The 23,136-nt window shown below is 67.4% G+C and carries 23 protein-coding genes; 22 read left to right on the forward strand and 1 reads right to left on the reverse strand.

The window, feature by feature from the left end; all coding sequences use genetic code 11:
- The first annotated feature begins 6 nt into the window (after nt 1–6).
- From F627_RS0108735 to F627_RS17335, 5 genes are all read left to right on the forward strand, one after another.
- Entirely contained in the window at nt 7–522 is a 516-nt protein-coding gene (locus F627_RS0108735; RefSeq protein ID WP_018867070.1) for a TspO/MBR family protein, read from the forward strand.
- A 349-nt stretch (nt 523–871) separates the two neighbouring features.
- Nucleotides 872–1,885, forward strand: coding sequence for an ArsJ-associated glyceraldehyde-3-phosphate dehydrogenase (locus F627_RS0108745; RefSeq protein WP_019583860.1), 1,014 nt, complete (start codon nt 872–874; stop codon nt 1,883–1,885).
- 5 nt (nt 1,886–1,890) lie between these two features.
- Complete coding sequence (arsJ, locus tag F627_RS0108750; protein ID WP_019583861.1) at nt 1,891–3,120, forward strand: organoarsenical effux MFS transporter ArsJ; 1,230 nt, start codon at nt 1,891–1,893, stop codon at nt 3,118–3,120.
- Nucleotides 3,121–3,273: 153 nt separating this feature from the next.
- The gene (locus F627_RS0108755) at nt 3,274–3,555 is read left to right on the forward strand and encodes a type II toxin-antitoxin system ParD family antitoxin (RefSeq protein ID WP_018875646.1); all 282 of its coding nucleotides are present in this window, start codon (nt 3,274–3,276) and stop codon (nt 3,553–3,555) included.
- 3 nt (nt 3,556–3,558) lie between these two features.
- On the forward strand, nt 3,559–3,915 hold the full coding sequence (locus tag F627_RS17335) for a type II toxin-antitoxin system RelE/ParE family toxin (RefSeq protein ID WP_081630747.1): 357 nt from the start codon (nt 3,559–3,561) through the stop codon (nt 3,913–3,915).
- On the opposite strand, the gene F627_RS0108760 is transcribed toward F627_RS17335, so the two are convergent.
- On the reverse strand, nt 3,896–4,813 hold the full coding sequence (locus F627_RS0108760; protein ID WP_019583862.1) for a LysR family transcriptional regulator: 918 nt from the start codon (nt 4,811–4,813) through the stop codon (nt 3,896–3,898). The genes F627_RS17335 and F627_RS0108760 overlap by 20 nt on opposite strands.
- Before the next feature lie 282 nt (nt 4,814–5,095).
- Between F627_RS0108760 and leuC the strand changes: the two genes are divergently transcribed.
- From leuC to iscR, 17 genes are all read left to right on the forward strand, one after another.
- A complete protein-coding gene (leuC, locus tag F627_RS0108765; RefSeq protein WP_019583863.1) occupies nt 5,096–6,508 on the forward strand; it encodes a 3-isopropylmalate dehydratase large subunit in 1,413 nt (470 codons plus the stop codon).
- 3 nt (nt 6,509–6,511) lie between these two features.
- Nucleotides 6,512–7,162 (forward strand): 3-isopropylmalate dehydratase small subunit, encoded by a 651-nt coding sequence (leuD, locus tag F627_RS0108770; protein WP_019583864.1) that lies wholly within the window; start codon nt 6,512–6,514, stop codon nt 7,160–7,162.
- A 126-nt stretch (nt 7,163–7,288) separates the two neighbouring features.
- A complete protein-coding gene (gene leuB / locus F627_RS0108775; RefSeq protein WP_196801163.1) occupies nt 7,289–8,362 on the forward strand; it encodes a 3-isopropylmalate dehydrogenase in 1,074 nt (357 codons plus the stop codon).
- Nucleotides 8,363–8,408: 46 nt separating this feature from the next.
- A complete protein-coding gene (locus F627_RS0108780) occupies nt 8,409–9,434 on the forward strand; it encodes an aspartate-semialdehyde dehydrogenase (RefSeq protein WP_018867062.1) in 1,026 nt (341 codons plus the stop codon).
- Nucleotides 9,435–9,542: 108 nt separating this feature from the next.
- Complete coding sequence (locus tag F627_RS0108785; RefSeq protein ID WP_019583866.1) at nt 9,543–12,038, forward strand: FimV/HubP family polar landmark protein; 2,496 nt, start codon at nt 9,543–9,545, stop codon at nt 12,036–12,038.
- Nucleotides 12,039–12,214: 176 nt separating this feature from the next.
- Entirely contained in the window at nt 12,215–12,877 is a 663-nt protein-coding gene (locus F627_RS0108790) for a hypothetical protein (protein ID WP_019583867.1), read from the forward strand.
- 55 nt (nt 12,878–12,932) lie between these two features.
- Nucleotides 12,933–13,742, forward strand: a complete 810-nt coding sequence (truA, locus tag F627_RS0108795; protein ID WP_019583868.1) for a tRNA pseudouridine(38-40) synthase TruA — start codon at nt 12,933–12,935, stop codon at nt 13,740–13,742.
- A 68-nt stretch (nt 13,743–13,810) separates the two neighbouring features.
- Nucleotides 13,811–14,452: a phosphoribosylanthranilate isomerase gene (locus F627_RS0108800; protein ID WP_018880287.1), complete on the forward strand. Its 642-nt coding sequence runs from the start codon at nt 13,811–13,813 to the stop codon at nt 14,450–14,452.
- Complete coding sequence (trpB, locus tag F627_RS0108805; RefSeq protein WP_018875636.1) at nt 14,439–15,647, forward strand: tryptophan synthase subunit beta; 1,209 nt, start codon at nt 14,439–14,441, stop codon at nt 15,645–15,647. Before F627_RS0108800 ends, trpB begins: the two co-directional genes overlap by 14 nt.
- Nucleotides 15,644–16,477: a tryptophan synthase subunit alpha gene (gene trpA, locus F627_RS0108810; RefSeq protein WP_018877511.1), complete on the forward strand. Its 834-nt coding sequence runs from the start codon at nt 15,644–15,646 to the stop codon at nt 16,475–16,477. The genes trpB and trpA overlap by 4 nt, the downstream gene beginning before the upstream one ends.
- Before the next feature lie 36 nt (nt 16,478–16,513).
- Entirely contained in the window at nt 16,514–17,473 is a 960-nt protein-coding gene (accD, locus tag F627_RS0108815; protein WP_018877510.1) for an acetyl-CoA carboxylase, carboxyltransferase subunit beta, read from the forward strand.
- 8 nt (nt 17,474–17,481) lie between these two features.
- A complete protein-coding gene (gene folC / locus F627_RS0108820; RefSeq protein WP_019583870.1) occupies nt 17,482–18,819 on the forward strand; it encodes a bifunctional tetrahydrofolate synthase/dihydrofolate synthase in 1,338 nt (445 codons plus the stop codon).
- Between the two features lie 117 nt (nt 18,820–18,936).
- Entirely contained in the window at nt 18,937–19,518 is a 582-nt protein-coding gene (locus F627_RS0108825; RefSeq protein ID WP_019583871.1) for an SPOR domain-containing protein, read from the forward strand.
- Between the two features lie 79 nt (nt 19,519–19,597).
- A complete protein-coding gene (locus F627_RS0108830; RefSeq protein ID WP_018880546.1) occupies nt 19,598–20,143 on the forward strand; it encodes a CvpA family protein in 546 nt (181 codons plus the stop codon).
- Nucleotides 20,144–20,162: 19 nt separating this feature from the next.
- Nucleotides 20,163–21,671: an amidophosphoribosyltransferase gene (purF, locus tag F627_RS0108835; RefSeq protein ID WP_019583872.1), complete on the forward strand. Its 1,509-nt coding sequence runs from the start codon at nt 20,163–20,165 to the stop codon at nt 21,669–21,671.
- A gap of 13 nt (nt 21,672–21,684) precedes the next feature.
- Nucleotides 21,685–22,260, forward strand: coding sequence for a L,D-transpeptidase (locus tag F627_RS0108840; protein WP_018875632.1), 576 nt, complete (start codon nt 21,685–21,687; stop codon nt 22,258–22,260).
- A gap of 340 nt (nt 22,261–22,600) precedes the next feature.
- Nucleotides 22,601–23,080, forward strand: a complete 480-nt coding sequence (iscR, locus tag F627_RS0108845) for a Fe-S cluster assembly transcriptional regulator IscR (RefSeq protein ID WP_018145846.1) — start codon at nt 22,601–22,603, stop codon at nt 23,078–23,080.
- The last annotated feature ends 56 nt before the right edge of the window (nt 23,081–23,136 follow it).

The raw sequence follows: 23,136 nt of genomic DNA on the forward strand, positions 1-23,136 counted from the left end.
TCTGTAATGACACGCGATACGGCCCGTGCGTCGCGTCCGCGGCGACGCTCTTTCGGTGGGGACATGCTCGGGCTGCTGGCCTGGATGGTACTGGTGTTTGCCGTGGCGGGGCTGGGTGGCTGGGCCACCAGTCTTTCGGTGGCCGACTGGTACCCAACCCTGGCCCGGCCGCCGTTGAATCCGCCGGATGCGGTGTTTGGCCCGGTCTGGAGCGTGCTGTTCGGGCTGATGGGGCTGGCGGCGTGGCATGTGTGGCGCCGCGTGGGCCTGACCGGGGCACCGATCGCGCTGGGTTTGTTCCTGGCGCAACTCGCCCTGAACCTGGGCTGGTCGGTGCTCTTCTTCGGCCTGCAGCGCCCGGATCTGGCGCTCGCCGAGATCCTGATCCTGTGGCCGCTGATCCTGGCGACATTAATCGCCTTCTGGCGCATCGACCGCATCGCCGGCGCGCTGCTGGTGCCCTACCTGCTGTGGGTCGGCTTCGCCATCTACCTCAACGCCGGCATCGTCTGGCTCAACTGATGGCTTGCGGCTGAAACCTGGTTCGACCACGAAGCCCACGAAGGCACGAAGGAGGGCAAGGGCTTGTTACCACAGAGTGCACAGAGGACACAGAGAAACCGAAGCGGCTACGGCGTTTCGGGTGACGAAAGAGGACAGAACCAGCGACCGCGTTTATCGGGCCTTCCCGCTTTTCAGCCTTAGCCCTTCTTCGTGTCCTCCGTGCTCTCCGTGGTGAAATCGCCCTTGACCTCGCCCTTCTTCGTGCCTTCGTGAGCTTCGTGGTGGAACCGGGCTTTGCAGCGGCCGGGTGTCATGCGTTGGTCAGGTGGGCGGAGTATCCTGACGCGGTTTTTCGCGGGAGGGCGTCATGGCCGTACGGGTTGGCATCAATGGCATGGGGCGGATTGGCCGCCTGGCGCTGCGTGCGGCCTGGGATCGGGACGATCTCGAGATCGTGCACCTGAACGAGGTCGCGGCGGATGGTACGGTCACCGGGCACCTGCTGGAGTTCGATTCGGTGCACGGGCGTTGGGATCGCGGCATCCAGGCCGAGCCGGACGCCCTGCAGATCGATGGCCGCAGTCTGCGCCACACGCAGCTGGGCGAGCCGGGGCAGGTGCCCTGGGCCGAGTCCGGTGTGGATATCGTGATCGATGCCAGCGGCGCCTTCCGCACCATGGAGACCCTGCAGCCGCACTTTGATCGCGGGGCTCGGCGCGTGGTCGTCGCGGCACCCGTGAAGGACGAGCGTGCGCTGAACGTAGTGATGGGCGTCAACGATGCCGCCTACGATCCGGCCCGGCACCATGTCGTCACCGCTGCCTCCTGCACCACCAACTGTCTGGCGCCCCTGGTCAAGGTGCTGCACCCGGCCCTGGAGATCCGCCACGGGACGATCCTGACGGTGCATGACATGACCGCCACGCAGTCGCCTGTGGACCTGCCGCGCGACAATCTGCGCCGGGCCCGTGCGGCCGGGCTGAACCTGATCCCGACCACCACCGGCTCGGCGAAGGCGATCGGCGACATCTTCCCGGAACTGAACGGACGGCTGAACGGCCATGCGGTGCGCGTGCCGCTGATGAATGCCTCGCTGACGGACTTCACCTTCGAGGCGGCGCGCGAGACCTCCGCGGAGGAGGTGAACGAACTGCTGCGCTCGGCGGCCGAGGGCGAGCTCGCCGGCATCCTGGGCTTTGAGGAACGCCCGCTGGTCTCCAGCGACTTCCGCACCGACCCGCGCTCGTCCATTGTCGATGCGCAGTCGACGATGGCGGTGGATGGGACGCAGGTGAAGGTGCTGGCCTGGTACGACAACGAATGGGGCTATGCCAACCGGCTGGTCGAACTGGTCGCGCGCGTGGCCGAGCAGGGCGTGTAGGACGAATGGGCAGCCCGGCCGAAACGCCGAACGCACCGCCCACCCTGGGGCTGGGCGCCTACGCGCGCATCACCGCGAACTACTGGGCGTTTACCGTCACCGACGGCGCGATCCGCATGCTGGTCGTGCTGTTCTTCCACCAGCTGGGCTACAGCCCGCTGGAGATCGCGTTCCTGTTCCTGTTCTACGAGCTGTTCGGGGTGATCACCAACCTGACCGGGGGCTGGCTGGCCGCGCGGCTGGGGGTGAACACCACGATGATCGGCGGGACCTTGTTGCAGGTTGCGGCGCTGCTGATGCTCACGGTGCCCGAGGCCTGGCTGGGCGTGGCCTACGTGATGTTCGCGCAGGCGCTGTCGGGCATCGCCAAGGATCTGAACAAGATGAGTGCCAAGTCCGGGGTGAAGCTGGTGGCCGGCGACGGGGAGGGGCGGCTGTTTCGCTGGGTGGCGGTCCTTACCGGATCGAAGAACGCGCTGAAGGGGGTGGGCTTCTTCGTCGGCGGCGCGCTGCTGTACTCGGTCGGGTTCCAGATGGCGCTGGTGATCCTGGCCGGGATGCTGGCGGTGGTGATGCTGTTCTCCATCGTCGGCCTGCCGCGCGGGCTGGGGAAGGTCGGGGGCAAGCCGAGATTCACCCAGATGTTCTCCAACTCCGCCGCGATCAACGTGCTCTCGGCCGCGCGGTTCTTCCTGTTTGGCGCGCGCGATGTCTGGTTCGTGGTCGCCTTGCCGGTATTCCTCAGTGCGACACTGGACTGGAACCACATGCAGGTGGGGGCGTTTCTGGCGCTGTGGGTAATCGGTTACGGGATCGTACAGGCCTCGGTGCCGCGCCTGCTGGGCCGCGGCGGGCTGCATCCGACCGGGCTGACCGCGCGGTTGTGGGCCTTCATCCTGATGCTGCTGCCCATCGGCATCGTAATCGGCCTGGAGACGGGCCTGGACCCGGCCTGGGTGCTGATGGTCGGGCTGGGCGTGTTTGGCGTGGTGTTTGCGATCAACTCCGCCGTGCACTCCTTCCTGATCCTCGACTACGCCGAGGCCGACCGGGTCGCGATGAAGGTCGGCTTCTACTACATGGCCAATGCCGGTGGGCGTCTGGTCGGCACCGTCGCCTCCGGTGCCATCTTCATGGTCTGGGGCCTGGAGGGCGCGCTGATCGCCTCCACCCTGTTCATCTTCGCCACCTGGATGATCTCCTCCCTGCTGCCCCGCGAGGCCGCCCGCGCCTGATGCCGGCAAGGCTCGGTTGCCGTTGTCGAGAATCGTGCAGCGCTCGTTTTGTTGTGTGCACAGCCCGCAGAGAAGGGGCGTGCGGAGGGGCGGCGCCTGGATCGCACGTGGCTCTTGGCATAAAATGCCAATAGTGGTGGACGGAGGTTAACCATGCCGACACGAAACATTGTCCTGACGCCGGAGCAAAGCGGGTTTGTGGAGCAGCTGGTTCGATCCGGTCGCTACCAGAACGCCAGCGAGGTTCTGCGTGACGGGCTCCGCCTCGTAGAGGCTCGTGAGCGGGAGCAGGAGGCGCGTCTGGAAGCCCTGCGGCGGGCGACTGCGGAAGGTATTGCGGACGTCGAGGCAGGCCGCTACACCGAACTCGATACGGAGCGCGTCCTCGAGGCGCATTTGCAGGCACTGACCGAACAGGCCATCGCGAAGAGATAAGCCGTGAACGAATCATCCGGACAATGGACTGTCCGTCTTGCGGCGCGTGCCGAGCAGGATCTCCGGGAGGTTGTTTCGTGGACGGCGGAGCACTTTGGCGAGCAACAGGCCCGTGCCTATGCCGGTACCCTTTCCGCGGCGATCAGGGCATTGCAGGGCGGGCCCGCCATCCCGACTGTGCGCAGCCGCGAGGATATCGGTCCGGGTATCTGCACGCTCCATGTCGCACGAGCAGGTCGGAAAGGCCGACACATGCTCGTTTTCCGGCCCGCATCCGACAACCCCCGTTGTGTGGAGCTATTGCGTGTGCTCCATGATGCAATGGACCTGCCCGGCAGGCTCACACCTGGAGATCGATAAGGCCCGGAGGCTCCTGATCCACCCCGTTATGCAATTCCTCGATGACTGCCTCGAGGGTACGCGAGCGGTAGCGGTCCGCGTGGCGGACCCAGCCGAGCTGGCGGGTGATGGGTGGGGCGGGCCACTTGAGGATGGCCAGCTCGGCGGTGGCCATGGTGCGGGGGAGGAAGCCGATCCCGAGGCCGGCGGCGATCATCATGCGGATGACCTCCAGGTACGGGCTCTCCTGGGCGGCGGCGGGGCGCAGGCCCTGTGCGGCCAGGGCCTGGTCGATCTGGCGGCGGGTGGTGGAGTCCACCGGCGGCAGGATCGCCGGCCAGTCGTGCAGGCGCTGCAGGGTGTCCTGCGGGGCATCCCGGGCGCGGTCGCGGGCGATCATCGGGACCAGGTCGTCGGTCCAGACGGTGTGGGCCTCGGCATCCTTCGGCAGGTCGTCCGGCAGGGTGGCCAGGGCGAGATCGGCTTCGCCGTGCATCACCGCCTCGATGCCGGCCTCGGAATCCATGAACGCGAGTTCCAGCTCCAGCTCGGGGTAGCGGGTGCGCAGGGCGGCCAGTGGCGCGGGCAGGCGGTGCAGGGCAATGTGGTGGGAGGTAGCCATGCGGATGCGGCCACGAACGACCTGGTCGAGGTCGGCCACCTGCTGCTCGATCGCGTGCAGGCGGGCCAGGATCTCGCGGGCCTCGGGCAGCAGGCGCTCGGCGACCTCGGTGGGCCGCACGCGGCGCCCCTGGCGCTCGAACAGGGGGCGTTGGAGTGTCGCTTCCAGCGACTGGATGCGCTTGCTGATCGCCGGTTGGGTCAGGTGCAGCCGGTCGGCCGCGGCGGAGAAGGCGCCGGTATCGACCACCGCCACGAAGGCCTGCAGGGACTCGATGCTGAGCTGTTCCGGGCGCATTTCCGCCGCCTCCGTGGGATAATGACCGGCTGACTGATGCGACTCCGCATCGCCAATCCATAACCATATGGAATGGTAAAGATAATAAATCGGATTTGAAAGAATGGAAGAGCGGCCGCAGACTGGCAATGCGGTGGTACCGCTCGTCTGTAGGAGGCCAGCCCTCTGGCCGATCCGACGTCGGGGCCCATCGGCCAGAGGGCTGGCCTCCTACAGGGGGCTTTGGCGGGCGCTCACCGAAAATATGGCTGGAACATCGCGGCTCGGCCGCGGGAGCAGGTAATGGCAGGCAAGACACTGTACGACAAGCTGTGGGAGGCGCATGTGGTGCGCGAGGAGCCGGATGGCTCGACGCTGCTCTACATTGATCGCCATCTGGTGCATGAGGTGACCAGTCCGCAGGCCTTCGAGGGGCTGCGTCTGGCCGGGCGCAAGCCCTGGCGCGGGGATTCCGTGCTGGCGGTGCCGGACCACAATGTGCCCACCGCCAATCGCGACCGCGGGATCGAGGATCCGGTGTCGCGCACCCAGGTGGAGACGCTGGAGACCAACGTCACGAGTCTGGGGCTGAAGTTCTTCCCGATGGCCGACGTGCGCCAGGGCATCGTGCATGTGATCGGTCCCGAGCAGGGTGCGACCCTGCCGGGCATGACGGTCGTCTGCGGCGACTCGCACACCTCCACCCACGGCGCGCTGGGCGCGCTGGCCTTCGGCATCGGCACCTCCGAGGTCGAGCATGTGCTGGCCACGCAGTGCCTGTGGCAGAAGAAGACCAGGGCCATGCAGATCCGCGTGGAGGGCGAGTTGCGCCCGGGCGTGACCGCCAAGGACGTGGTGCTGGCGATCATCGGCCGTATCGGCACCGCCGGCGGCACCGGCTATGCGATCGAGTTCGCTGGCTCGGCGATCCGCAGTCTGTCGATCGAGGGCCGTATGAGCATCTGCAATATGTCCATCGAGGCCGGGGCCCGCGCGGGCATGGTCGCGGTGGACGAGAAGACGATCGAATACGTGCGCGGCAAGCCGCAGGCGCCGAGCGGCGAGTTGTTTGAACAGGCCGCCGAATACTGGCGCACGCTGGTCTCCGACCCCGACGCCGAGTTCGACGCGGTGGTGGAGATGGATGCCGCCGAGATCGCCCCGCAGGTGAGCTGGGGCACCTCGCCGGAGATGGTCGCGCCGATCGACGGCCGTGTGCCGGACCCGGCGGCCGAGTCCGATCCGGTGCGCGCCGAGGGCATGCAGCGGGCGCTGGCGTACATGGATTTGCAGCCGAACACGCCGATGACCGAGATCCGGCCGGACAAGGTGTTCATCGGCTCCTGCACCAACTCGCGGATCGAGGACCTGCGCGCCGCCGCCGAGGTGGTGAAGGGCCGCAAGAAGGCCGACAACATCAAGCTGGCGATGGTGGTGCCGGGCTCCGGGCTGGTGAAGCAGCAGGCGGAGCAGGAAGGGCTGGACCGGATCTTCCTGGACGCCGGCTTCGAGTGGCGCGAGCCGGGGTGTTCCATGTGCCTGGCGATGAACGCGGACCGGCTGGAGCCGGGCGAGCGCTGCGCCTCGACCTCGAACCGCAACTTCGAGGGGCGTCAGGGGCAGGGCGGACGTACCCATCTGGTGAGTCCGGCGCTGGCCGCCGCGGCCGCCGTGGCCGGGCACTTCGTCGAACCGTCGGCACTGAAGGAGGCGTAAGCGATGCAGGCCTTTACCGTACACCGTGGGATTGTCGCGCCGCTGGATCGCTCCAATGTCGACACCGACGCGATCATCCCGAAGCAGTACCTGAAATCGGTCAAGCGCACCGGCTTTGGCCCCAATGCCTTCGATGACTGGCGCTACCTGGACCCGGGCGAGCCCGGCATGGACAGTTCGCAGCGCCGGATCAACCCGGATTTCGTGCTCAACCAGGCGCCGTTTGACCAGGCAAGCATCCTGCTGGCGCGCAAGAACTTCGGCTGCGGCTCCTCGCGCGAGCACGCGGTGTGGGCCCTGACCGACTTCGGCTTTCGCGCGGTGATCGCGCCGTCGTTCGCGGATATCTTCTTCTCCAACAGCTGCAAGAACGGGCTGCTGCCGGTGGTGCTGGCCGAGGACGAGGTGCAGGCGCTGTTCGAGCAGGTCCAGGCGAACCTGGGCGCGCAGGTCGAGGTGAACCTGGAAGAGATGACCGTAACGGCGCCGGACGGTACGGTGTTTCGTTTCACGCTCGACGAAGACCGGCGCCATCGCCTGCTGAACGGCCTGGACGATATTGCCCTGACGCTGCAGTACGCCGATGACATTCGCGCCTATGAGGAGCGCCAGCGCCGCGAGTGGCCCTGGATGGCGGAGCACACGCAGGGCTGAATGGTGCCCCTTGTAGGAGGCCAGCCCTCTGGCCGATTGGGCCTGTCCTGGCGCCCCATCGGCCAGGGGGCTGGCCTCCTACAGGTAGAGAAGAGATTCGATTGATCTGATGGTTAGGAGAGGTTTGTGAGCCGAATTCTGGTATTGCCCGGGGACGGGATCGGGCCCGAGATCGTGGCCGAGGCGCTGAAGGTGCTGGAGCGTGTAGGCGAGATCGGCGGGCTGGATCTGGAGATCGAGCAGGGCCTGATCGGGGGCGCGGCGCACGATGCGGCAGGTCACCCGTATCCTGAGGCCACCCGCGAGGCGGCGCGTCGCGCCGACGCGATCCTGCTGGGCGCGGTCGGCGGCCCGCAGTACGAATCGCTGGAACGTGATCTCCGCCCCGAGCGCGGGCTGCTGGGTATCCGTTCGGATCTGGGCCTGTTCGCAAACCTGCGCCCGGCGATCCTGTATCCGCAGCTGGCCTCGGCCTCCACGCTGAAGCCGGAGGTGGTCAGCGGGCTGGATATCCTGATCGTGCGTGAACTGACCGGCGGGATCTACTTCGGCCAGCCGCGCGGGATCGAGGAACGTAACGGCGAGCGCTACGGCTTCAATACGGCCGCCTACAGCGAATCGGAGATCGAACGCATCGCGCGGGTCGGGTTCGAGGCGGCGATGAAGCGCGGCAAGCGCCTGTGCTCGGTGGACAAGGCCAATGTGCTCGAGGTCTCCGAGCTGTGGCGCGAGGTGGTCGAGCGCGTCGGCAAGGAATTCCCCGAGGTCGAGCTGTCTCACATGTATGTGGACAACGCGGCCATGCAGCTGGTGCGTGATCCCAAGCAGTTCGATGTGATGGTGACCGGCAACATGTTCGGCGACATCCTGTCCGATGCCGCGGCCATGCTGACCGGGTCCATCGGCATGCTGCCCTCGGCCTCGCTGAACAGCGAGGGGGTCGGTCTGTACGAGCCGATCCACGGCTCCGCGCCGGATATCGCCGGGCAGGGCAAGGCCAATCCGATGGCAACCGTGCTGTCGGTCGCGATGCTGCTGCGCCACAGCCTGAACCGCAATGACCTGGCCGAGCGCATCGAACAGGCCGTGGGTTGGGTGCTGGATCAGGGCCTGCGCACGCCGGACATCTTCGGCGAGGGCATGACGCTGGTCGGCACTCAGGGGATGGGTGATGCCCTGGTGGCCGCGCTGGATGACTAACGAATTATCAGTAGCTTGAAGATTAAAATTAAACCGGGAATGAACGATGAGTGACCGCAAGTTTGACGTGGCCGTGGTGGGCGCAACCGGCGCCGTCGGCGAGACCCTGCTCTCCATCCTGGCCGAGCGCGACCTGCCGCTGGGCCGGGTGCATGCGCTGGCCAGTGCGCGCTCGGTCGGCAAAACGGTCGCCTTCGGCCGCCGCGAGCTGGAGGTGGAGGACCTGGCCACCTTCGATTTCTCCACCGTGCAGATCGGGCTGTTCTCGCCGGGGGCCTCGGTGTCCGCGGAGTACGCGCCGAAGGCGGCCGCGGCCGGCTGCGTGGTGATCGACAACACCTCGCAGTTTCGCTACGACCCGGAGATCCCGCTGGTCGTGCCGGAGGTCAACCCGGATGCGGTGGGGGACTACACCCGCCACGGGATCATCGCGAACCCGAACTGCTCCACCATCCAGATGCTGGTGGCGCTGAAGCCGCTGCACGACGCGGTCGGTATCGAGCGCATCAACGTCGCGACGTACCAGGCCGTCTCCGGGACCGGCAAGGATGCGATCGAGGAACTGGCCCACCAGACGGCGGCACTGCTGAACGGCCGCCCGGTGGAGTGCAACGTCTATCCCAAGCAGATCGCGTTCAACGCGCTGCCGCACATCGATGTCTTCCAGGACAACGGCTACACCAAGGAAGAGATGAAGATGGTCTGGGAGACCCGCAAGATCATGGGCGACGAGTCCATCCTGGTGAACCCGACCGCGGTGCGCATCCCGGTGTTCTACGGCCATTCCGAGGCCCTGCATATCGAGACCCGCGAGAAGATCAGTGCGGAAAAGGCCCGCGAGATCCTGTCCGCCGCGCCGGGGATCACGGTGCTCGACAAGCACGAGGACGGGGGATATCCGACCGCCGTGACCGAGGGTTCCGGCAAGGACGCCGTGTTCGTCGGGCGTATCCGCGAGGACATCTCGCACCCGCGCGGGCTGGACCTGTGGGTGGTGTCGGACAACGTGCGCAAGGGGGCTGCGCTGAACACAATCCAGATCGCGGAGGTTTTGATCCGCGATTACCTGTGATTTAATCCGGGAAAACGCCGGGCATCGGCCCGGCACATTCGTGGCCAGGGGGTCGCCAGCCGTACCGGCGGGGGCGTTTAGGCCACGCGGCACTTTCAGGGGGAATTCGTGCGCAAGTTTCTGGTTGGGTTTTTGTTCTTGCTGCTGGTGGCCCCGGCGTCGTCAAGCTCCGTGGGCTTTGGTGAAGTCAACCTGCAATCCTTCCTGAACCAGCCCTTGCGGGCGGAGATTCCCTTGCGCGGCGCCTCGGGGGTCGCGGACTCCCTCCGCATTCGCCAGGCGTCCGAGGATGCGTACCGCCGTGCCGGTCTCAACCGAGGAAGTGTTCCGGGTGACCTGAACATCCAGCTGGATGGCGATCGCGTGATCCTGACCACCCGCCGGCCGGTGCGCGAACCGTACGTCGGGATTTTGCTGGAGGCGCGCTGGGATGGCGGGCGTGCCATGCGAGAGGTCTCCCTGCTGCTGGACCCGCCCGGGACCATGCCGTCCGGGGCCTCGGCACCTTCTGTGAGCCAGGCCGACGCCGCGGCACCGCGCACGCCCCGCGCCGGTGAAACCCTCCAGGTTCGCAGTGGCGATACGCTCTACGCGATCGTGCGCCGCAGCGGGATCTCCGGTTACAGCGACGAGCAGGCCATGCTCGCGTTCCTGGATGCCAATCCCCAGGCCTTTATCGGGAACAACATCAACACGCTGCGGGCGGACGCCGAGCTGCGCACGCCGTCGCGCGAGCAACTGGAGGCCCGCAGCGCCGCCGCGGCGCGCGCCGAGGTGGCCGACCAGACCCGCTCGTGGCAGGAGTCTGCGCGCGCCGCGCGGGAAGACCCCGAGCCGGCACCGGCCGATGACGCCGTGGCCGCCGCCGAAGATGACGTGTCGCTGGAGGACGACGCGGCCGCCGTCGAGGACGAAGAGACGGTCGCGGCCGAAGAGTCCGAGGCAGCGGCGGAGGATGATGCGGCTGCGGTCGCGGACACCGATACGGCGGCGGCCGAGGATGATCCGGCGGTTGCCGAGGAGTCCGTCGCCGACGAAGGGGTGGAGGACCGCCTGGAGATCGTGGCCGATCTGCTGCCGGAAGACGCTGAAGCCGGTGTGGCGCAGGGAGGTTCCGAGGAACTGCTCCAGGAGGCGCTGTTGTCCCAGCGCGCCGAGATGGAGGGGATGCGCGAGGAGCTCTCCGAACTGCGCGAAGAACTCGGGGAACGCGGTCGTCTGGCCGAGATCTCCAGCGAGAACATGGCCGAACTCGAGGAGCAGCTGAGCCAGCTGCGCGCCGAGCGCGAACAGCTGCGTACCCGCCTGGATCGCGCCGATGCGGAGCGGAACGCACCGCTGCACGAGCGCATTATGAATGACCCGCTGTTGCTGATGATGGCGATCGCACTGGTGGTCCTGCTGCTGCTGGTACTGCTGGCCTTTGCACGCGGCGGCCGCCGCGAGGTGATGGTGGACGAACGGGGTGCCGGCTTGAAGCCGCGCGCCGACAACAGCAAGGTTCAGGCGTCCGGCGTCGAATCGGCCGGCTATGAGGCGAAGGAAGTCGACCACACCGAAGGTTCGCATTCGGCGATGGCCGGTGCGGCGACCGGCGCCGCGGCCGGGACCATCATGGGGGCTGCCGCGGCCCGATCCGACGACGAGACCGAAACCACGCAGGAGGAATCCGCGCATCCGCCGGCCGAACCGGAGGAAGAGGTCGGGGAAGTCGTGGTTGCCAGCACCAGCGAGGGTGCGGCGGGCATGGACGACGTCCTGGCCGAGGTGGATGTATGCCTGGCCTACGGCATGAATGATCAGGCCGTCGAGACGCTGAACGCGGCGCTCGAAACCAGTCCGGACAACAAGCAGTACCGGCTGAAGCTGGTCGAGGCACATGTCGCGCTGGAAGACGAGGCGGGTGCGCGCGAGGCCGCGAATGCCCTGCGCGAGCGTCTGGGGCCGGACGACGACGAGATGCGCGATCGTCTTTCGGAGCTGGAATCCCGTCTCGGGAGTTCCGCGGGTTCGGCGGGAGATGCTGCGGCCGATTCGCTGGACGACGCGGTTGCGGGCGACGACTCGGGCTCCGCCGATGCCGACGCGGACAGCAACGAGATCGACTTTTCAGGCCTGGACCTCCCGGACGTCGAGACGTCGGACACTTCGGAGGCTACCGAAGGCACCCCGGCGGGCGACGATGAGGGCCTGTCGTTCGACATTGACGAGAACCTTGAGGACGACCTGGCCTCGGCGGCAGAGGCCGATCGCGATGAAGCCGCGTCCGGAGACGACCTGAATAACCTGTCGTTCGACCTGGACGACAGTGAACTGCCGGATCTGGATGCGCCGGCCAGCGGCGGGGACAGCGGCGAAACCGAGGACAGCGGTTTGTCGATGGACGAGGATCTGCAGGTTCCGGGTGAACCGTCGGCGGCGGCCGGGGATGAGGCAGGGACCGGAGACGACGAAAACGTGACCCGCCTGAGCCTGGCGCAGGCCTATGCCGATATGGGCGATGCGGAAGGGGCGCAGGAGCTGATCGACGAGGTCCTCGCCTCCGGCACGGACGAGCAGAAGCAGGAGGCCGAGGCGATCCGGAGCCAGATCCAGGGCTCCTGATCCTCGGGGTAGAGCCGGCCCTCCAGCAACGGATTGCATCTACCGGCTTGCAGTGTACGGCCCCGCTCGGAGGCGCTCCGGGCGGGGCCTTTTGGTTTCGAGGAGGCTGGCGTGTGACCCCTGCCGAACGATCCAACATCGTGCGATCTGCTTCCCGGGAGGTTTCAGCCGCCGGGTTGGCGATCCTGGGTGTTGTGGCCGCCTCGGCCGCTCTGGTGCCGGCGGATCCGCTGGTGGTCGTCCTGGTGGCCGGCCTGTGCGCCGGGCTGGGGCTGACGGGTGGCGTGGAGTGGCGGCGCGCGGGTCGACTGATGCTGCGGCTCAAGTGGTTTTATCTGTCGCTTGCCGTGTTTTACGGGTTGTGGCCGGCACAAACGGGAGACGCGTTCCAGGGGCTGCAGGAGGCGGGCTGGCGGATTGTCGCGCTGATGCTCGTGGTCGTGCTGGTCGTGTGGTTGACGGGGCGGTTCTCGCGATCGGCGCTGGTGGGCGCGCTTGGTGCGCTCCTGGGCGGGCCGCGCCAGGTACTGGGGGGCTGGGGCGAGCGTTTCGCTCGGCGGCTGTTCCTGGCACTGGCCTTGTTCGAGGACGAGAAGGCCGCCGTCGAGCAGCGTCGCGCAGGCCTGCGTGGATCCCGCGGCGCGCGGCTGCTGGCGGTCCGGGAGTGGCTGGTTGAGCGGCTGGACCAGGCGCTGGCGGGGGGGGCGGAGCTGCAACCGGAGGCCTGGAAGGCAGACGCGGGAGATGCGGAGGGAGGCGTGCCCTGGTGGGGCCTGGCCTGGCTCTGGGCGGGCGTGATGTTGGTCTGGGCGGCTTTGTTGGGGGGCTGGATTGAATAGCGAGCGAGAACGCGTGCATGGCGGAGTCGCGACGCCCGGGGCCGATGCGGACGCGATGGCACCCCAGCGCTGGGCGCTTGGCGTGGAATACGACGGACGCGGGCTGCTGGGCTGGCAGCGCCAGAAGGATGGCCCCAGTGTCCAGGGGCATCTGGAGGCAGCGCTGGGGTTCGTGGCGAATCATTCGGTGGAACTGGTCTGTGCCGGGCGCACGGATGCGGGGGTGCATGCCACGGCACAGGTGGTGCATTTCGATACGGCGGCCCGGCGGGAGCCCCATGCGTGGATTCTGGGGGCCAACAGCCGCCTCCCGGACGCGATTGCGGTGACCTGGGCGCAGGCGGTGCCCGCGACCTTCCATGCGCGGTTCAGCGCGTTCGGGCGGCGCTATCGGTATGTGATCGCGAACCGCGAGATTCGACCGGCGCTGGAAGCGGGGCGGGTGTCCTGGTGGCGCCGACCACTGGACGCCGAACGGATGCATCAGGCCGGCCAGGCCTTCGTTGGCGAGCAGGACTTCAGCAGCCTTCGGGCGGCGGCGTGCCAGGCGAAATCGCCGGTGCGTTGCGTGCATTCGCTGTCGGTACGCCGCCAGGGGCATTACGTGGTCCTTGATGTTCATGCGAATGCCTTTCTGCACCACATGGTGCGGAACATCGCGGGTGTGCTGCTGGCGGTCGGGGACGGCCGGGCCGATCCGGACTGGCCCCGGGAGGTGCTGGGGGCGCGGGATCGACGGGCTTCTGGTATCACGGCCCCGGCGGGCGGGCTTTATTTCGTGCATGTCGACTACCCTTCGGAGTTTGCGCTGCCGCTGGCCGCCGGACCGGTCGTCGATGGCCTTCCGGGGAATGGGGCGGGGTGATTACGGGAAAGCCGGGCCTGCGCTCGGGTTCTGGTAGGCTTGCGGCTGCGTTTTTCGAGATGGCGGGCATGCGCTACAGGGTCAAGATCTGCGGAATCACCACGGTGGAGCAGGCGCTTTCCGCGGCTCGGGCCGGGGCGGATGCGATCGGGCTTGTGTTTCACGCCCCGAGCCGGCGGGCCGTGGAGCCGGCGCAGGCGGCGGCGATTGCGGCCGCGCTGCCGCCGTTCGTGACCACGGTGGGGTTGTTCGTGGACCCCGAGCCTGCGCGTGTGGAACAGGTCCTGCGGACGGCAGGACTGGACTGCCTGCAGTTTCACGGGCACGAGAGCGCGACGGCCTGCGCGCGTTTCGGGCGGCCCTACCTGAAGGCGATCGCGATGGGGGACGGGGACGATCCGCGCTCGGCAATGGACGCGCATCCAGATGCCCAGGGGTTTCTCCTGGACAGCCACGGTGGCGGGCGCAGCGGCGGCTCGGGGCATCGCTTCGACTGGCAGCGTGTGCCCGATGCCCTGGAGCGGCCGTGGCTGCTGGCCGGGGGACTGGATGCAGACTCGGTGCGGGAGGCGCTGGAACACCTGCGCCCGTACGGGGTCGATGTGAGTTCCGGGGTGGAATCCGCGCCCGGGGTCAAGGATGCACGGCGCATGCGGGCCTTCGTGCGGGCCGTGCGCCAATGCGAGGTGGAGACTGATGAACAAGATTGACTGGGCGGCATTCCCGGATGCCCGCGGGCATTTCGGTCCGTATGGCGGGCGCTTCGTGTCCGAGACGCTGATGGGCGCGCTCGATGAACTGCAGCAGGTGTATGAGCGCTACATCGGGGATCCCGAGTTCATGGCGGAACTGGACCACGACCTGAAGCAGTTCGTCGGACGGCCGAACCCGCTGTATCACGCCGAGCGCCTGTCGCGGGAGCTCGGCGGCGCGCAGATCTACCTGAAGCGCGAGGACCTGAACCACACCGGTGCGCACAAGGTGAACAACACCATCGGGCAGGCGCTGCTGGCGAAGAAGCTGGGCAAGAAGCGGATCATTGCCGAGACTGGCGCCGGTCAGCACGGGGTGGCGACCGCGACCGTGGCCGCGCGTCTGGGGCTGGAATGCGTGATCTACATGGGCGAGGAGGACACCCGGCGGCAGTCCCAGAACGTCTATCGCATGCGCCTGCTGGGCGCTGAGGTGGTGGGGGTCAAATCCGGCACGCGCACGCTGAAGGATGCCCTGAACGAGGCGATGCGGGACTGGGTGACCAACGTCGACGACACCTTCTACATCATCGGTACGGTGGCCGGTCCACACCCCTACCCGGCGATGGTGCGCGACTTTCAGGCGGTGATCGGCCGCGAGGCGCGCGAGCAGCATCTGGCAATGACCGGCAAGCTGCCGGATACCCTGGTGGCCTGCGTGGGCGGGGGATCCAATGCGATCGGGCTGTTCCATCCGTTCCTGGGCGATGAGTCGGTGGCGATGATCGGGGTCGAGGCCGGCGGTGACGGGGTCGAGACGGGCCGGCATTCCGCGCCATTGTGCGCGGGCCAGCCGGGCGTGCTGCATGGCAACCGGACCTATCTGATGGAGGACGAGAACGGCCAGATCATCGGCACGCACTCGGTCTCAGCGGGGCTCGACTACCCGGGCGTGGGGCCGGAGCATGCGTGGCTCAAGGACATCGGCCGGGTCGATTACGTGTCGGTGACCGATGATCAGGCCCTGGCCGGATTCCACCGTCTGACCCGCACCGAGGGGATCATCCCGGCGCTGGAGACCAGTCACGCGATTGCCCATGTGCTGGACCTGGCCCCCGAGATGCGCCCTGACCAGAGCATCATCATCAATCTGTCCGGGCGCGGCGACAAGGACCTGAACACCGTGGCCGAACGCGAGGGGATTACGCTATGAGCCGAATCGAGCAGCGCTTTGCCGAACTGCGCAAACAGAACCGCGCCGCGTTGATCCCCTACGTTACGGCTGGCGATCCGGAGCCGGGCGCGACCGTACCCCTGATGCACGCGCTGGTGGAGGCCGGGGCCGACCTGATCGAGCTGGGGGTGCCGTTCTCGGATCCGATGGCCGATGGCCCGGTGATCCAGAAGGCCTGCGAACGCGCGCTGCGCTTCGGCACCGGCTTGCGCGACGTGCTGGCGATGGTGGCCGAGTTTCGCAAGTCCGACACCACCACGCCCGTGGTGCTGATGGGGTATCTGAACCCGGTGGAACGCATGGGTTACGACGCCTTTGCCGAGACCGCACAGGCGGCCGGCCTCGACGGGCTTCTGACGGTGGACCTGCCGCCGGAGGAAAGCGAGGACGTGGTCGGGTTGCTGGAACAGTCCGGGATCGATCCGATCTTCCTGATCGCGCCGACCACCTCGGAGACGCGTATCGACCATGTGGCGCGGGCCGCCCGCGGCTTCGTGTACTACGTGTCTCTGAAGGGCGTGACCGGCTCGCAGAGCCTGGATGTCTCGGCCCTGTCCGCGCGTCTGGACGGTCTGCGACGGCACACCGGGCTGCCGCTGGGAGTGGGCTTCGGCATCCGCGATGCCGAGACCGCCGCACAGGTGGCGCGGGTCGCCGATGCCGTGGTGGTGGGCAGTGCCATCGTGCGCCTGGCCGAGGAGCACGACGGAGACGGCGATGGTTTCGCCCGGGCGGCGGCGACCGTCGTCCGGGAGATGCGCAGTGCCATGGATGCGGCGCGCTCCCCGGGCGCGGCGGCCACGGTGTAGAATGCGCGGCGCCGATTCGGACTACGGGGAGACGGCATGAGCTGGTTCGAGAAGTTGATGCCTTCGCGCATCCGCACCGACAACGCGACCAAGCGCGGGGTCCCGGAGGGCCTGTGGGTCCGCTGCGAGGGCTGTGACGCGACGCTGTACCGCCCCGAGGTGGAGCGCAATCTCGACGTCTGCCCGAAGTGCGGCCATCACCGCCGGATGAGCGCCCGTCGGCGGCTCGAGACCTTCCTGGATGCCGAGGGCCGCGAGGAGATCGCGGCCGATATCGAATCCTCGGATGTGCTGAAATTCCGCGATTCCAAGAAGTACAAGGATCGCCTGGTGGCCGCCCAGAAGGCCACCGGCGAGCGTGACGCCCTGGTGGTCATGCAGGGGCAGTTGCTGGGCCGCCCGCTGGTGGCCTCCGCCTTCGATTTCCGCTTCATGGGGGGCTCCATGGGCTCCGCGGTGGGCGAGCGCTTCGTGCGCGGGGCCAATCGCTCCCTGGAGCAGGGCATCCCGCTGGTGTGCTTCAGCGCCTCTGGCGGGGCGCGTATGCAGGAGGCGCTGTTCTCGTTGCTGCAGATGGCCAAGACCAGTGCGGTGCTGGCGCGCCTGCAGGAAGAGCGCATCCCGTTCATCTCGGTGATGACGGATCCGACCATGGGCGGCGTCTCGGCCAGCCTGGCGATGCTGGGCGATCTCAACGTGGCCGAGCCGAACGCGCTGATCGGCTTTGCCGGACCGCGCGTGATCCAGCAGACCGTGCGCGAGACCCTGCCGGAAGGTTTTCAGCGATCGGAGTTCCTGTTGGAGCACGGTGCGATCGACATGATCGTGGACCGCCGTGACATGCGCAGCCGTCTGGCGACGGTGCTGGGCATGCTGACGCACGGGCCGGCGCCCGGGTCCGATGCGGGTGAGGAGGATGCCGAGGGGGCCGTCGAGGTGATCAGCCCCGAGAACGGGGCGGATGTGGAACGCGTCGACCCGCCGCGTTCCTCCTGAGGCGGCCGATGCGTTTCGCGACCCTGGCGGAGTGGCTCTCCTTCCAGGAGCAGCTCCACCCCGTGGGTATGGACCTGACACTCGAGCGTATTGCGCTGGTGGCCGACCGCCTCGGCCTGCGGGATGCCGATGGGCCGCGCACGGTGATCGTGGCCGGCACCAATGGCAAGGGCACGGTCGCCACGCGCACCGCGGCCCTGCTGCAGGCCCAGGGGCTGAAGGTCGGCCTGTTCACCTCTCCGCACCTGCTGCGCTACAACGAACGCATCCGCATCGACGGGGAATCCCTCTCCGACACTGCCCTGTGCCGGGCGTTCGAGGCCGTGGACCAGGCCCGTGGCGATGATTCCCTGACCTATTTCGAGTTTGGCGCGCTGGCGGCGGCCTGGCTGTTCCGTGATGCCGGGGTCACCGTGCAGGTGCTGGAGGTCGGACTGGGCGGGCGCCTGGATGCGGTCAATATCTGGGATGCCGATGTCGCCGCGATCACCGCGGTGGACCTGGATCATCAGACCTGGCTGGGTGACAGCCGTGAGGCGATCGGGCGCGAGAAGGCCGGCGTGATGCGCGCCGGACGGCCGGTGGTGCTGGGCGAACCGGAGCCGCCCGCCAGCGTGCTGGCGCATGCCGACCGCCTGGGGGCGCGGGCCGTTCGCAGCGGGCGTGACTTCACCCTGACGCGGTCCGGGGCGGTGCTGCAGTGGGTCTGGCAGGGGCAGTCCCGCGAATGGCGGCTCGCGGGCGTGGGCGCCCGGATCGACGGGGCGGCATTGCTGAACACGGCCACCGCGCTGGCGGTGGTCGAGAGCCTGGGGCGGGGCGCGGGCCTCACCGAAGCCGTGGTCCGCCAGGCGCTGGAGATTTCGGCGCCGGGCCGCCTGCAACGGCTGCGGGGCACGCCGGAATGGCTGCTGGACGTGGCCCACAACCTCCATGCGGTCGGGGAACTGGCGCGCTGGCTGGAGGCACACCCGGTCGATGGGCCGGTGGTCGCGCTCGTGGCGGTGATGGCGGACAAGGAGCGGACGGCCATGTGGCCCCTGCTGGAAGGCCTTGTCGATGCCTGGGTCCCGGTTCCGCTGGATCTGCCGCGGGCGTTGCCGGCTGGCTTGCTCGCCGACGAGCTGGAAGCGGCCGGGCAGGGGCCGGTATGTCGCGTGGACGGCGTCGATGGTGCGCTCAGCGAGGCCGCGCGCCGTGCCGGGCCACGGGGCAGGGTGGTGGTGTTCGGATCCTTCCACACCGTGGCGGCCGTCCTGGAACACGCGCCGGGGCTGGCCCCGGCGGCGTTGTCCGGTCGGGTGGAGCCTGACTGGCCGGATGGCGAGGCCGTGCATGCGGTCTGAAGGCCATGTCGCCATCTGGCATCGGCTTGCGACGGCAGCGCCAGCGGGCGTACTGTCATTGCAACGTGATGCTTCCCGGATCCCCGTGTCTTCCAGCCCCCGCCGTCGGATGAGCGCATGACCCGCGACAATCCCATTCGTTTTCGCCTGGTGGGCGCGGTCATCCTGATCGTGCTGGCGGTGATCTTTCTGCCCTGGCTTTTCGACGGGGCCGGTTACGAGTACATGAGCGGGATCGAGGACCCGGTGCCGCCGGCACCGACGTTTGCCGAACCGGACATCGCCCTGCCGTCGGAGCGGCCGACGCCGCGTCGGGAGGTGGCCCCGGCCGCGCCGACGGGTGAACGCGAGGGACCGGTGGCGGAACTGCACAGCCTGGAGAACGGCGGGGAAGCCCGCGAGGATGCTGCGGAGCCACAACCGTCGGACGCGCGCCGCCTGGCGGAAGCGGACGAGCCGGTGCAGGCGGGCTGGGCGGTCCAGGTCGGGAGTTTCCGCGACGAGGACAACGCGCGCGAGCAGGCCGCCCGCCTGCGCGAGGCCGGCTGGCCGGCGTTTATCGATGACTCCACCGCGGATGGGCGTCCCATTTACCGCGTGAAGGTTGGACCTCTGGCGCAGCGCGAGGATGCGGTCAGCCTGGGGGAACGCCTGCAGGACGAGCTGGAGCTCTCCGGCATCGTGGTGGCCCACCCCTGATGGCCAGTCCAGGACGCCCCTGCGAGGAACGGATGGCTGCGGTAAACTACGCGCCCTTTCAGCACGTGACGCCGGCCCCGTGAACTGGATCGACCTCGTCATCATCGCCCTGATCGTCGTATCCGGGCTGATCAGCCTTTTCCGCGGCTTCGTGCGCGAGTCGTTCTCGCTCGCCACGTGGATCATCGGGGTGTGGCTGGGCATCCGCTATGCGGCGGAGGTCGCGGAGCAATTGCCGCAGGCGGTCTCCGACGCAACGCTGCGCCTGGGCATTGGTTTTGCGCTGATCTTTATCGCCGTCCTGATCGTGGGCGGCATCCTCGGTGTGCTGGCGAATCGGCTGGTCAAGGGTAGCGGCCTGACCGGTACCGACCGCTCGCTGGGCGTGATCTTTGGCCTGCTGCGCGGGGTGCTGCTGGTGGCGGTTCTCGTCTTCCTGGCCTCGTTGACGCTGATGCCGGACGAACCCTGGTGGGAGAACAGCCGCCTGATCCCCGAGTTCGAACGCGTGGTGGACTGGCTGATCGCCCAGTTGCCGGAAGGCTGGCAGGAGCAGATCCATGACCTGCTGGCGAGCGACGAACCTGTCGAAGAAGTGATCCCCGACGGCGACGAATCGCCGTAGACCTGGAGCCTGTAGCCGTATGTGTGGAGTTGTCGGAATCGTCGGGCGCAGCCCGGTGAACCAGCCCCTTTATGATGCCCTTCTGGTGCTGCAGCACCGCGGGCAGGACGCCGCGGGCATCGTGACTTGTGATGATGACGGCCGCCTGCACCTGCGCAAGGACAACGGACTGGTCCGCGACGTCTTCAACAACCAGCACATGCAGAGCCTGACCGGGAATATGGGCATCGGGCACGTGCGGTATCCGACCGCGGGCTCGTCCAGTTCGGCCGAGGCGCAGCCGTTTTATGTGAACTCGCCGTTCGGGATCACGCTGGGGCACAACGGCAACCTGACCAACGCGCGCGAGCTGAAGCAGGCACTGTTTGCGACCGATCGTCGGCACATCAATACGGATTCGGACTCCGAGATCCTGCTGAATGTCTTTGCCCAGGAGCTGCTTCGCTTCCTCGAGAACGGGCTGACCCCGGATGCGGTGTTCGATGCGGTGGAGCGGGTGCACCAGCGCGCGGAGGGGGCCTATGCGGTGGTCGCGATGATCGCCGGGCGTGGCCTGCTGGCGTTTCGCGATCCGCACGGCATCCGGCCCATTGTCTACGGCTCGCGCGAGTCCGAGGAGGGCGGACGCGAATGGATGGTCGCCTCGGAAAGCGCGGCACTGGAGTCCCAGGGCTTCGATCTGGAGCGCGACCTGGCGCCGGGCGAGGCGGTGTTCATCACGCCGGAGGGCGAGGTCAGCACGCGGGTATGCGCCGCCGAGACCCGCCTGAATCCCTGCATCTTCGAGCATGTGTACTTCGCCCGCCCGGACTCGGTGATCGACAATGTGTTCGTGCACCGCGCGCGCATGCGCATGGGCACCGCTCTCGGCGAGAAGATCCGGCGCATCTGGCCGGACCATGACATTGACGTGATCGTGCCGATTCCGGACACGGGCCGCACCGTGGCATTGGAGATGGCGCACGAGCTGAACATCAAGTATCGCGAGGGCTTCATCAAGAATCGCTATATCGGACGCACGTTCATCATGCCGGGCCAGACCAAGCGGCGGAAATCCGTGCGCCAGAAGCTGAACGCGATCTCGCTGGAGTTCCGGGGCAAGAACGTGATGCTGGTGGACGACTCGATCGTGCGTGGCACCACGTCGCGCGAGATCGTGATGATGGCCCGCGAGGCGGGTGCGAAGAAGGTCTATTTCGCCTCGGCCGCGCCACCGGTGCGCTATCCCAATGTGTACGGGATCGACATGCCGGCGGCCGAGGAACTGATCGCCCACGGCCGCGACGAAGAGCAGGTGTGCGAGGCGATCGCGGCCGACCGCCTGATCTACCAGGACCTGGAAGATCTGCAAAAGGCCGTGCGCCGGGGAAACCGGAATATCGAGGCGTTCGATTGTTCGGTGTTTACCGGGGAGTACGTGACCGGGTTGCCCCCGGACTATCTGGAGCACCTGGCGGCCTTGCGCGGCGACGGACTGGTGAACACGCCGGTGGCGGGCGAGGTGCTGGATCTCGCCAACAAGAAGTAGACGCGAGGTGCTTGTGCCGAGTCTCCGCTGGATCGAACCCGTGGTACGGGATGCCCGGGAACGGGCCCCGGATGCCGGCAATGTGCCTGTCGTGGTGGTGCGGGTGGACCAGCAACGCCTCTACGTCTGGGACGGCGACCGGGTCACCGACATCTTCGACGTGTCCACGTCCGCGCGCGGGGTCGGTTTCGAGGAGGGAACCTACACCACACCGCTGGGGCTGCATCGGATCGCCGAGCGCTTCGGCGAGGGCGCACCGCGCGGGACGATCTTCCGGGCCCGGGGCAACACCGGCCAGATCGCCGATATCCTGACCGAGCCGGGTGCCCGCAGCCCGCGCGACAACATCACTTCGCGCATCCTGTGGCTGGAGGGCCTGGAGCCGGGGATCAACCGGGGCGGCAACGTCGATTCGCTGCGCCGATACATCTACATCCATGGCACCGACGAGGAGGGGCGCATTGGCGAGCCGGCCTCGGAAGGCTGTGTGCGCATGCGCAACGACGAAGTGATCGAATTGTTCCCTCGTCTGCCCACGGGGACGCTGGTCATGATCCTGGACGGCCCCGAGGTTCCTCGCCTCGGGTAGAACCTTAGCGGCGCGCCGGTGCGTCCCCGTGCAGGTCTGTCCTGTACTGGCCTGCGGCACCCCTCTGCGCAACCCCGCCGCGTCGGGTTAACCCGTGTATGTTCGTCCCCGGCATCCTCCCCGGGAACTCCCGCGCCCCGGGGGGTTCTGAATACCTACGTTAGCATTCCGTGATCTTTGTTCATTCGCCTGCTAGAATAAGGGAATTATTCCCGACTGTTGCTGTCAGGTAAGACGGGAATTATTCTTGACGAACACGGTCAGGAATTAAGAACGGATGCAAGCCTGCGAACGGATGTCGAGCAGGACACATACTCAAGGTTATTCGGAGGCAGAAATCATGAAACTCTCAACCAAGGGCCGCTACGCGGTGACGGCCATGATGGATCTGGCGATTCACGACCGGATCGGGCCCGTGACGCTTGCCGACATCTCGCAGTGCCAGGGCATTTCGCTGTCCTATCTGGAACAGCTGTTCGCCAAGCTGCGCAAGGCCGACCTGGTGGAAGGTGTGCGTGGCCCGGGCGGTGGGTATCGCCTGGCCAAGCGTGCCGACCAGATCAGCATCGCGAATATCATTACCGCGGTGGACGAATCAGTGGATGTCACCCGCTGCAAGGGTCACAAGGACTGCCAGGACGGCGACCGCTGCCTGACCCACGAGCTGTGGGATGATCTGAGCCAGCAACTGTACGATTTCCTGGACGGGATTACCCTGGCGCAGTTCGCCAATCGTCCGGAGGTGCAGAAGGTGGCACGTCGCCAGGACGAGCGCCGCGGTGCCCGGCACCACTTCATCTTCCGCAACGACGCGGCATAACGCGCCACGCGGAGCGACCCGGTGAAACGGGTCGCGAACGGCCAACGGGGCTGACC

Source organism: Thioalkalivibrio sp. ALE16, from assembly GCF_000381305.1.
In the GTDB taxonomy this organism is placed as follows: Bacteria; Pseudomonadota; Gammaproteobacteria; order Ectothiorhodospirales; family Ectothiorhodospiraceae; genus Thioalkalivibrio.

Excerpts from the sequence above, each read along its gene's own strand:
- trpA (WP_018877511.1), top strand. The coding sequence starts at position 15,644 with ATGAGCCGAATCGAGCAGCGCTTTGCCGAACTGCGCAAACAGAACCGC.
- F627_RS0108825 (WP_019583871.1), top strand. The coding sequence starts at position 18,937 with ATGACCCGCGACAATCCCATTCGTTTTCGCCTGGTGGGCGCGGTCATC.
- F627_RS0108800 (WP_018880287.1), top strand. The coding sequence starts at position 13,811 with ATGCGCTACAGGGTCAAGATCTGCGGAATCACCACGGTGGAGCAGGCG.
- iscR (WP_018145846.1), top strand. The coding sequence starts at position 22,601 with ATGAAACTCTCAACCAAGGGCCGCTACGCGGTGACGGCCATGATGGAT.
- leuC (WP_019583863.1), top strand. The coding sequence starts at position 5,096 with ATGGCAGGCAAGACACTGTACGACAAGCTGTGGGAGGCGCATGTGGTG.
- leuD (WP_019583864.1), top strand. The coding sequence starts at position 6,512 with ATGCAGGCCTTTACCGTACACCGTGGGATTGTCGCGCCGCTGGATCGC.
- F627_RS0108760 (WP_019583862.1), bottom strand. The coding sequence starts at position 4,813 with ATGCGCCCGGAACAGCTCAGCATCGAGTCCCTGCAGGCCTTCGTGGCG.
- F627_RS0108735 (WP_018867070.1), top strand. The coding sequence starts at position 7 with ATGACACGCGATACGGCCCGTGCGTCGCGTCCGCGGCGACGCTCTTTC.
- accD (WP_018877510.1), top strand. The coding sequence starts at position 16,514 with ATGAGCTGGTTCGAGAAGTTGATGCCTTCGCGCATCCGCACCGACAAC.
- trpB (WP_018875636.1), top strand. The coding sequence starts at position 14,439 with ATGAACAAGATTGACTGGGCGGCATTCCCGGATGCCCGCGGGCATTTC.
- purF (WP_019583872.1), top strand. The coding sequence starts at position 20,163 with ATGTGTGGAGTTGTCGGAATCGTCGGGCGCAGCCCGGTGAACCAGCCC.
- F627_RS0108755 (WP_018875646.1), top strand. The coding sequence starts at position 3,274 with ATGCCGACACGAAACATTGTCCTGACGCCGGAGCAAAGCGGGTTTGTG.
- arsJ (WP_019583861.1), top strand. The coding sequence starts at position 1,891 with ATGGGCAGCCCGGCCGAAACGCCGAACGCACCGCCCACCCTGGGGCTG.
- F627_RS0108780 (WP_018867062.1), top strand. The coding sequence starts at position 8,409 with ATGAGTGACCGCAAGTTTGACGTGGCCGTGGTGGGCGCAACCGGCGCC.
- F627_RS0108745 (WP_019583860.1), top strand. The coding sequence starts at position 872 with ATGGCCGTACGGGTTGGCATCAATGGCATGGGGCGGATTGGCCGCCTG.
- folC (WP_019583870.1), top strand. The coding sequence starts at position 17,482 with ATGCGTTTCGCGACCCTGGCGGAGTGGCTCTCCTTCCAGGAGCAGCTC.
- truA (WP_019583868.1), top strand. The coding sequence starts at position 12,933 with ATGGCACCCCAGCGCTGGGCGCTTGGCGTGGAATACGACGGACGCGGG.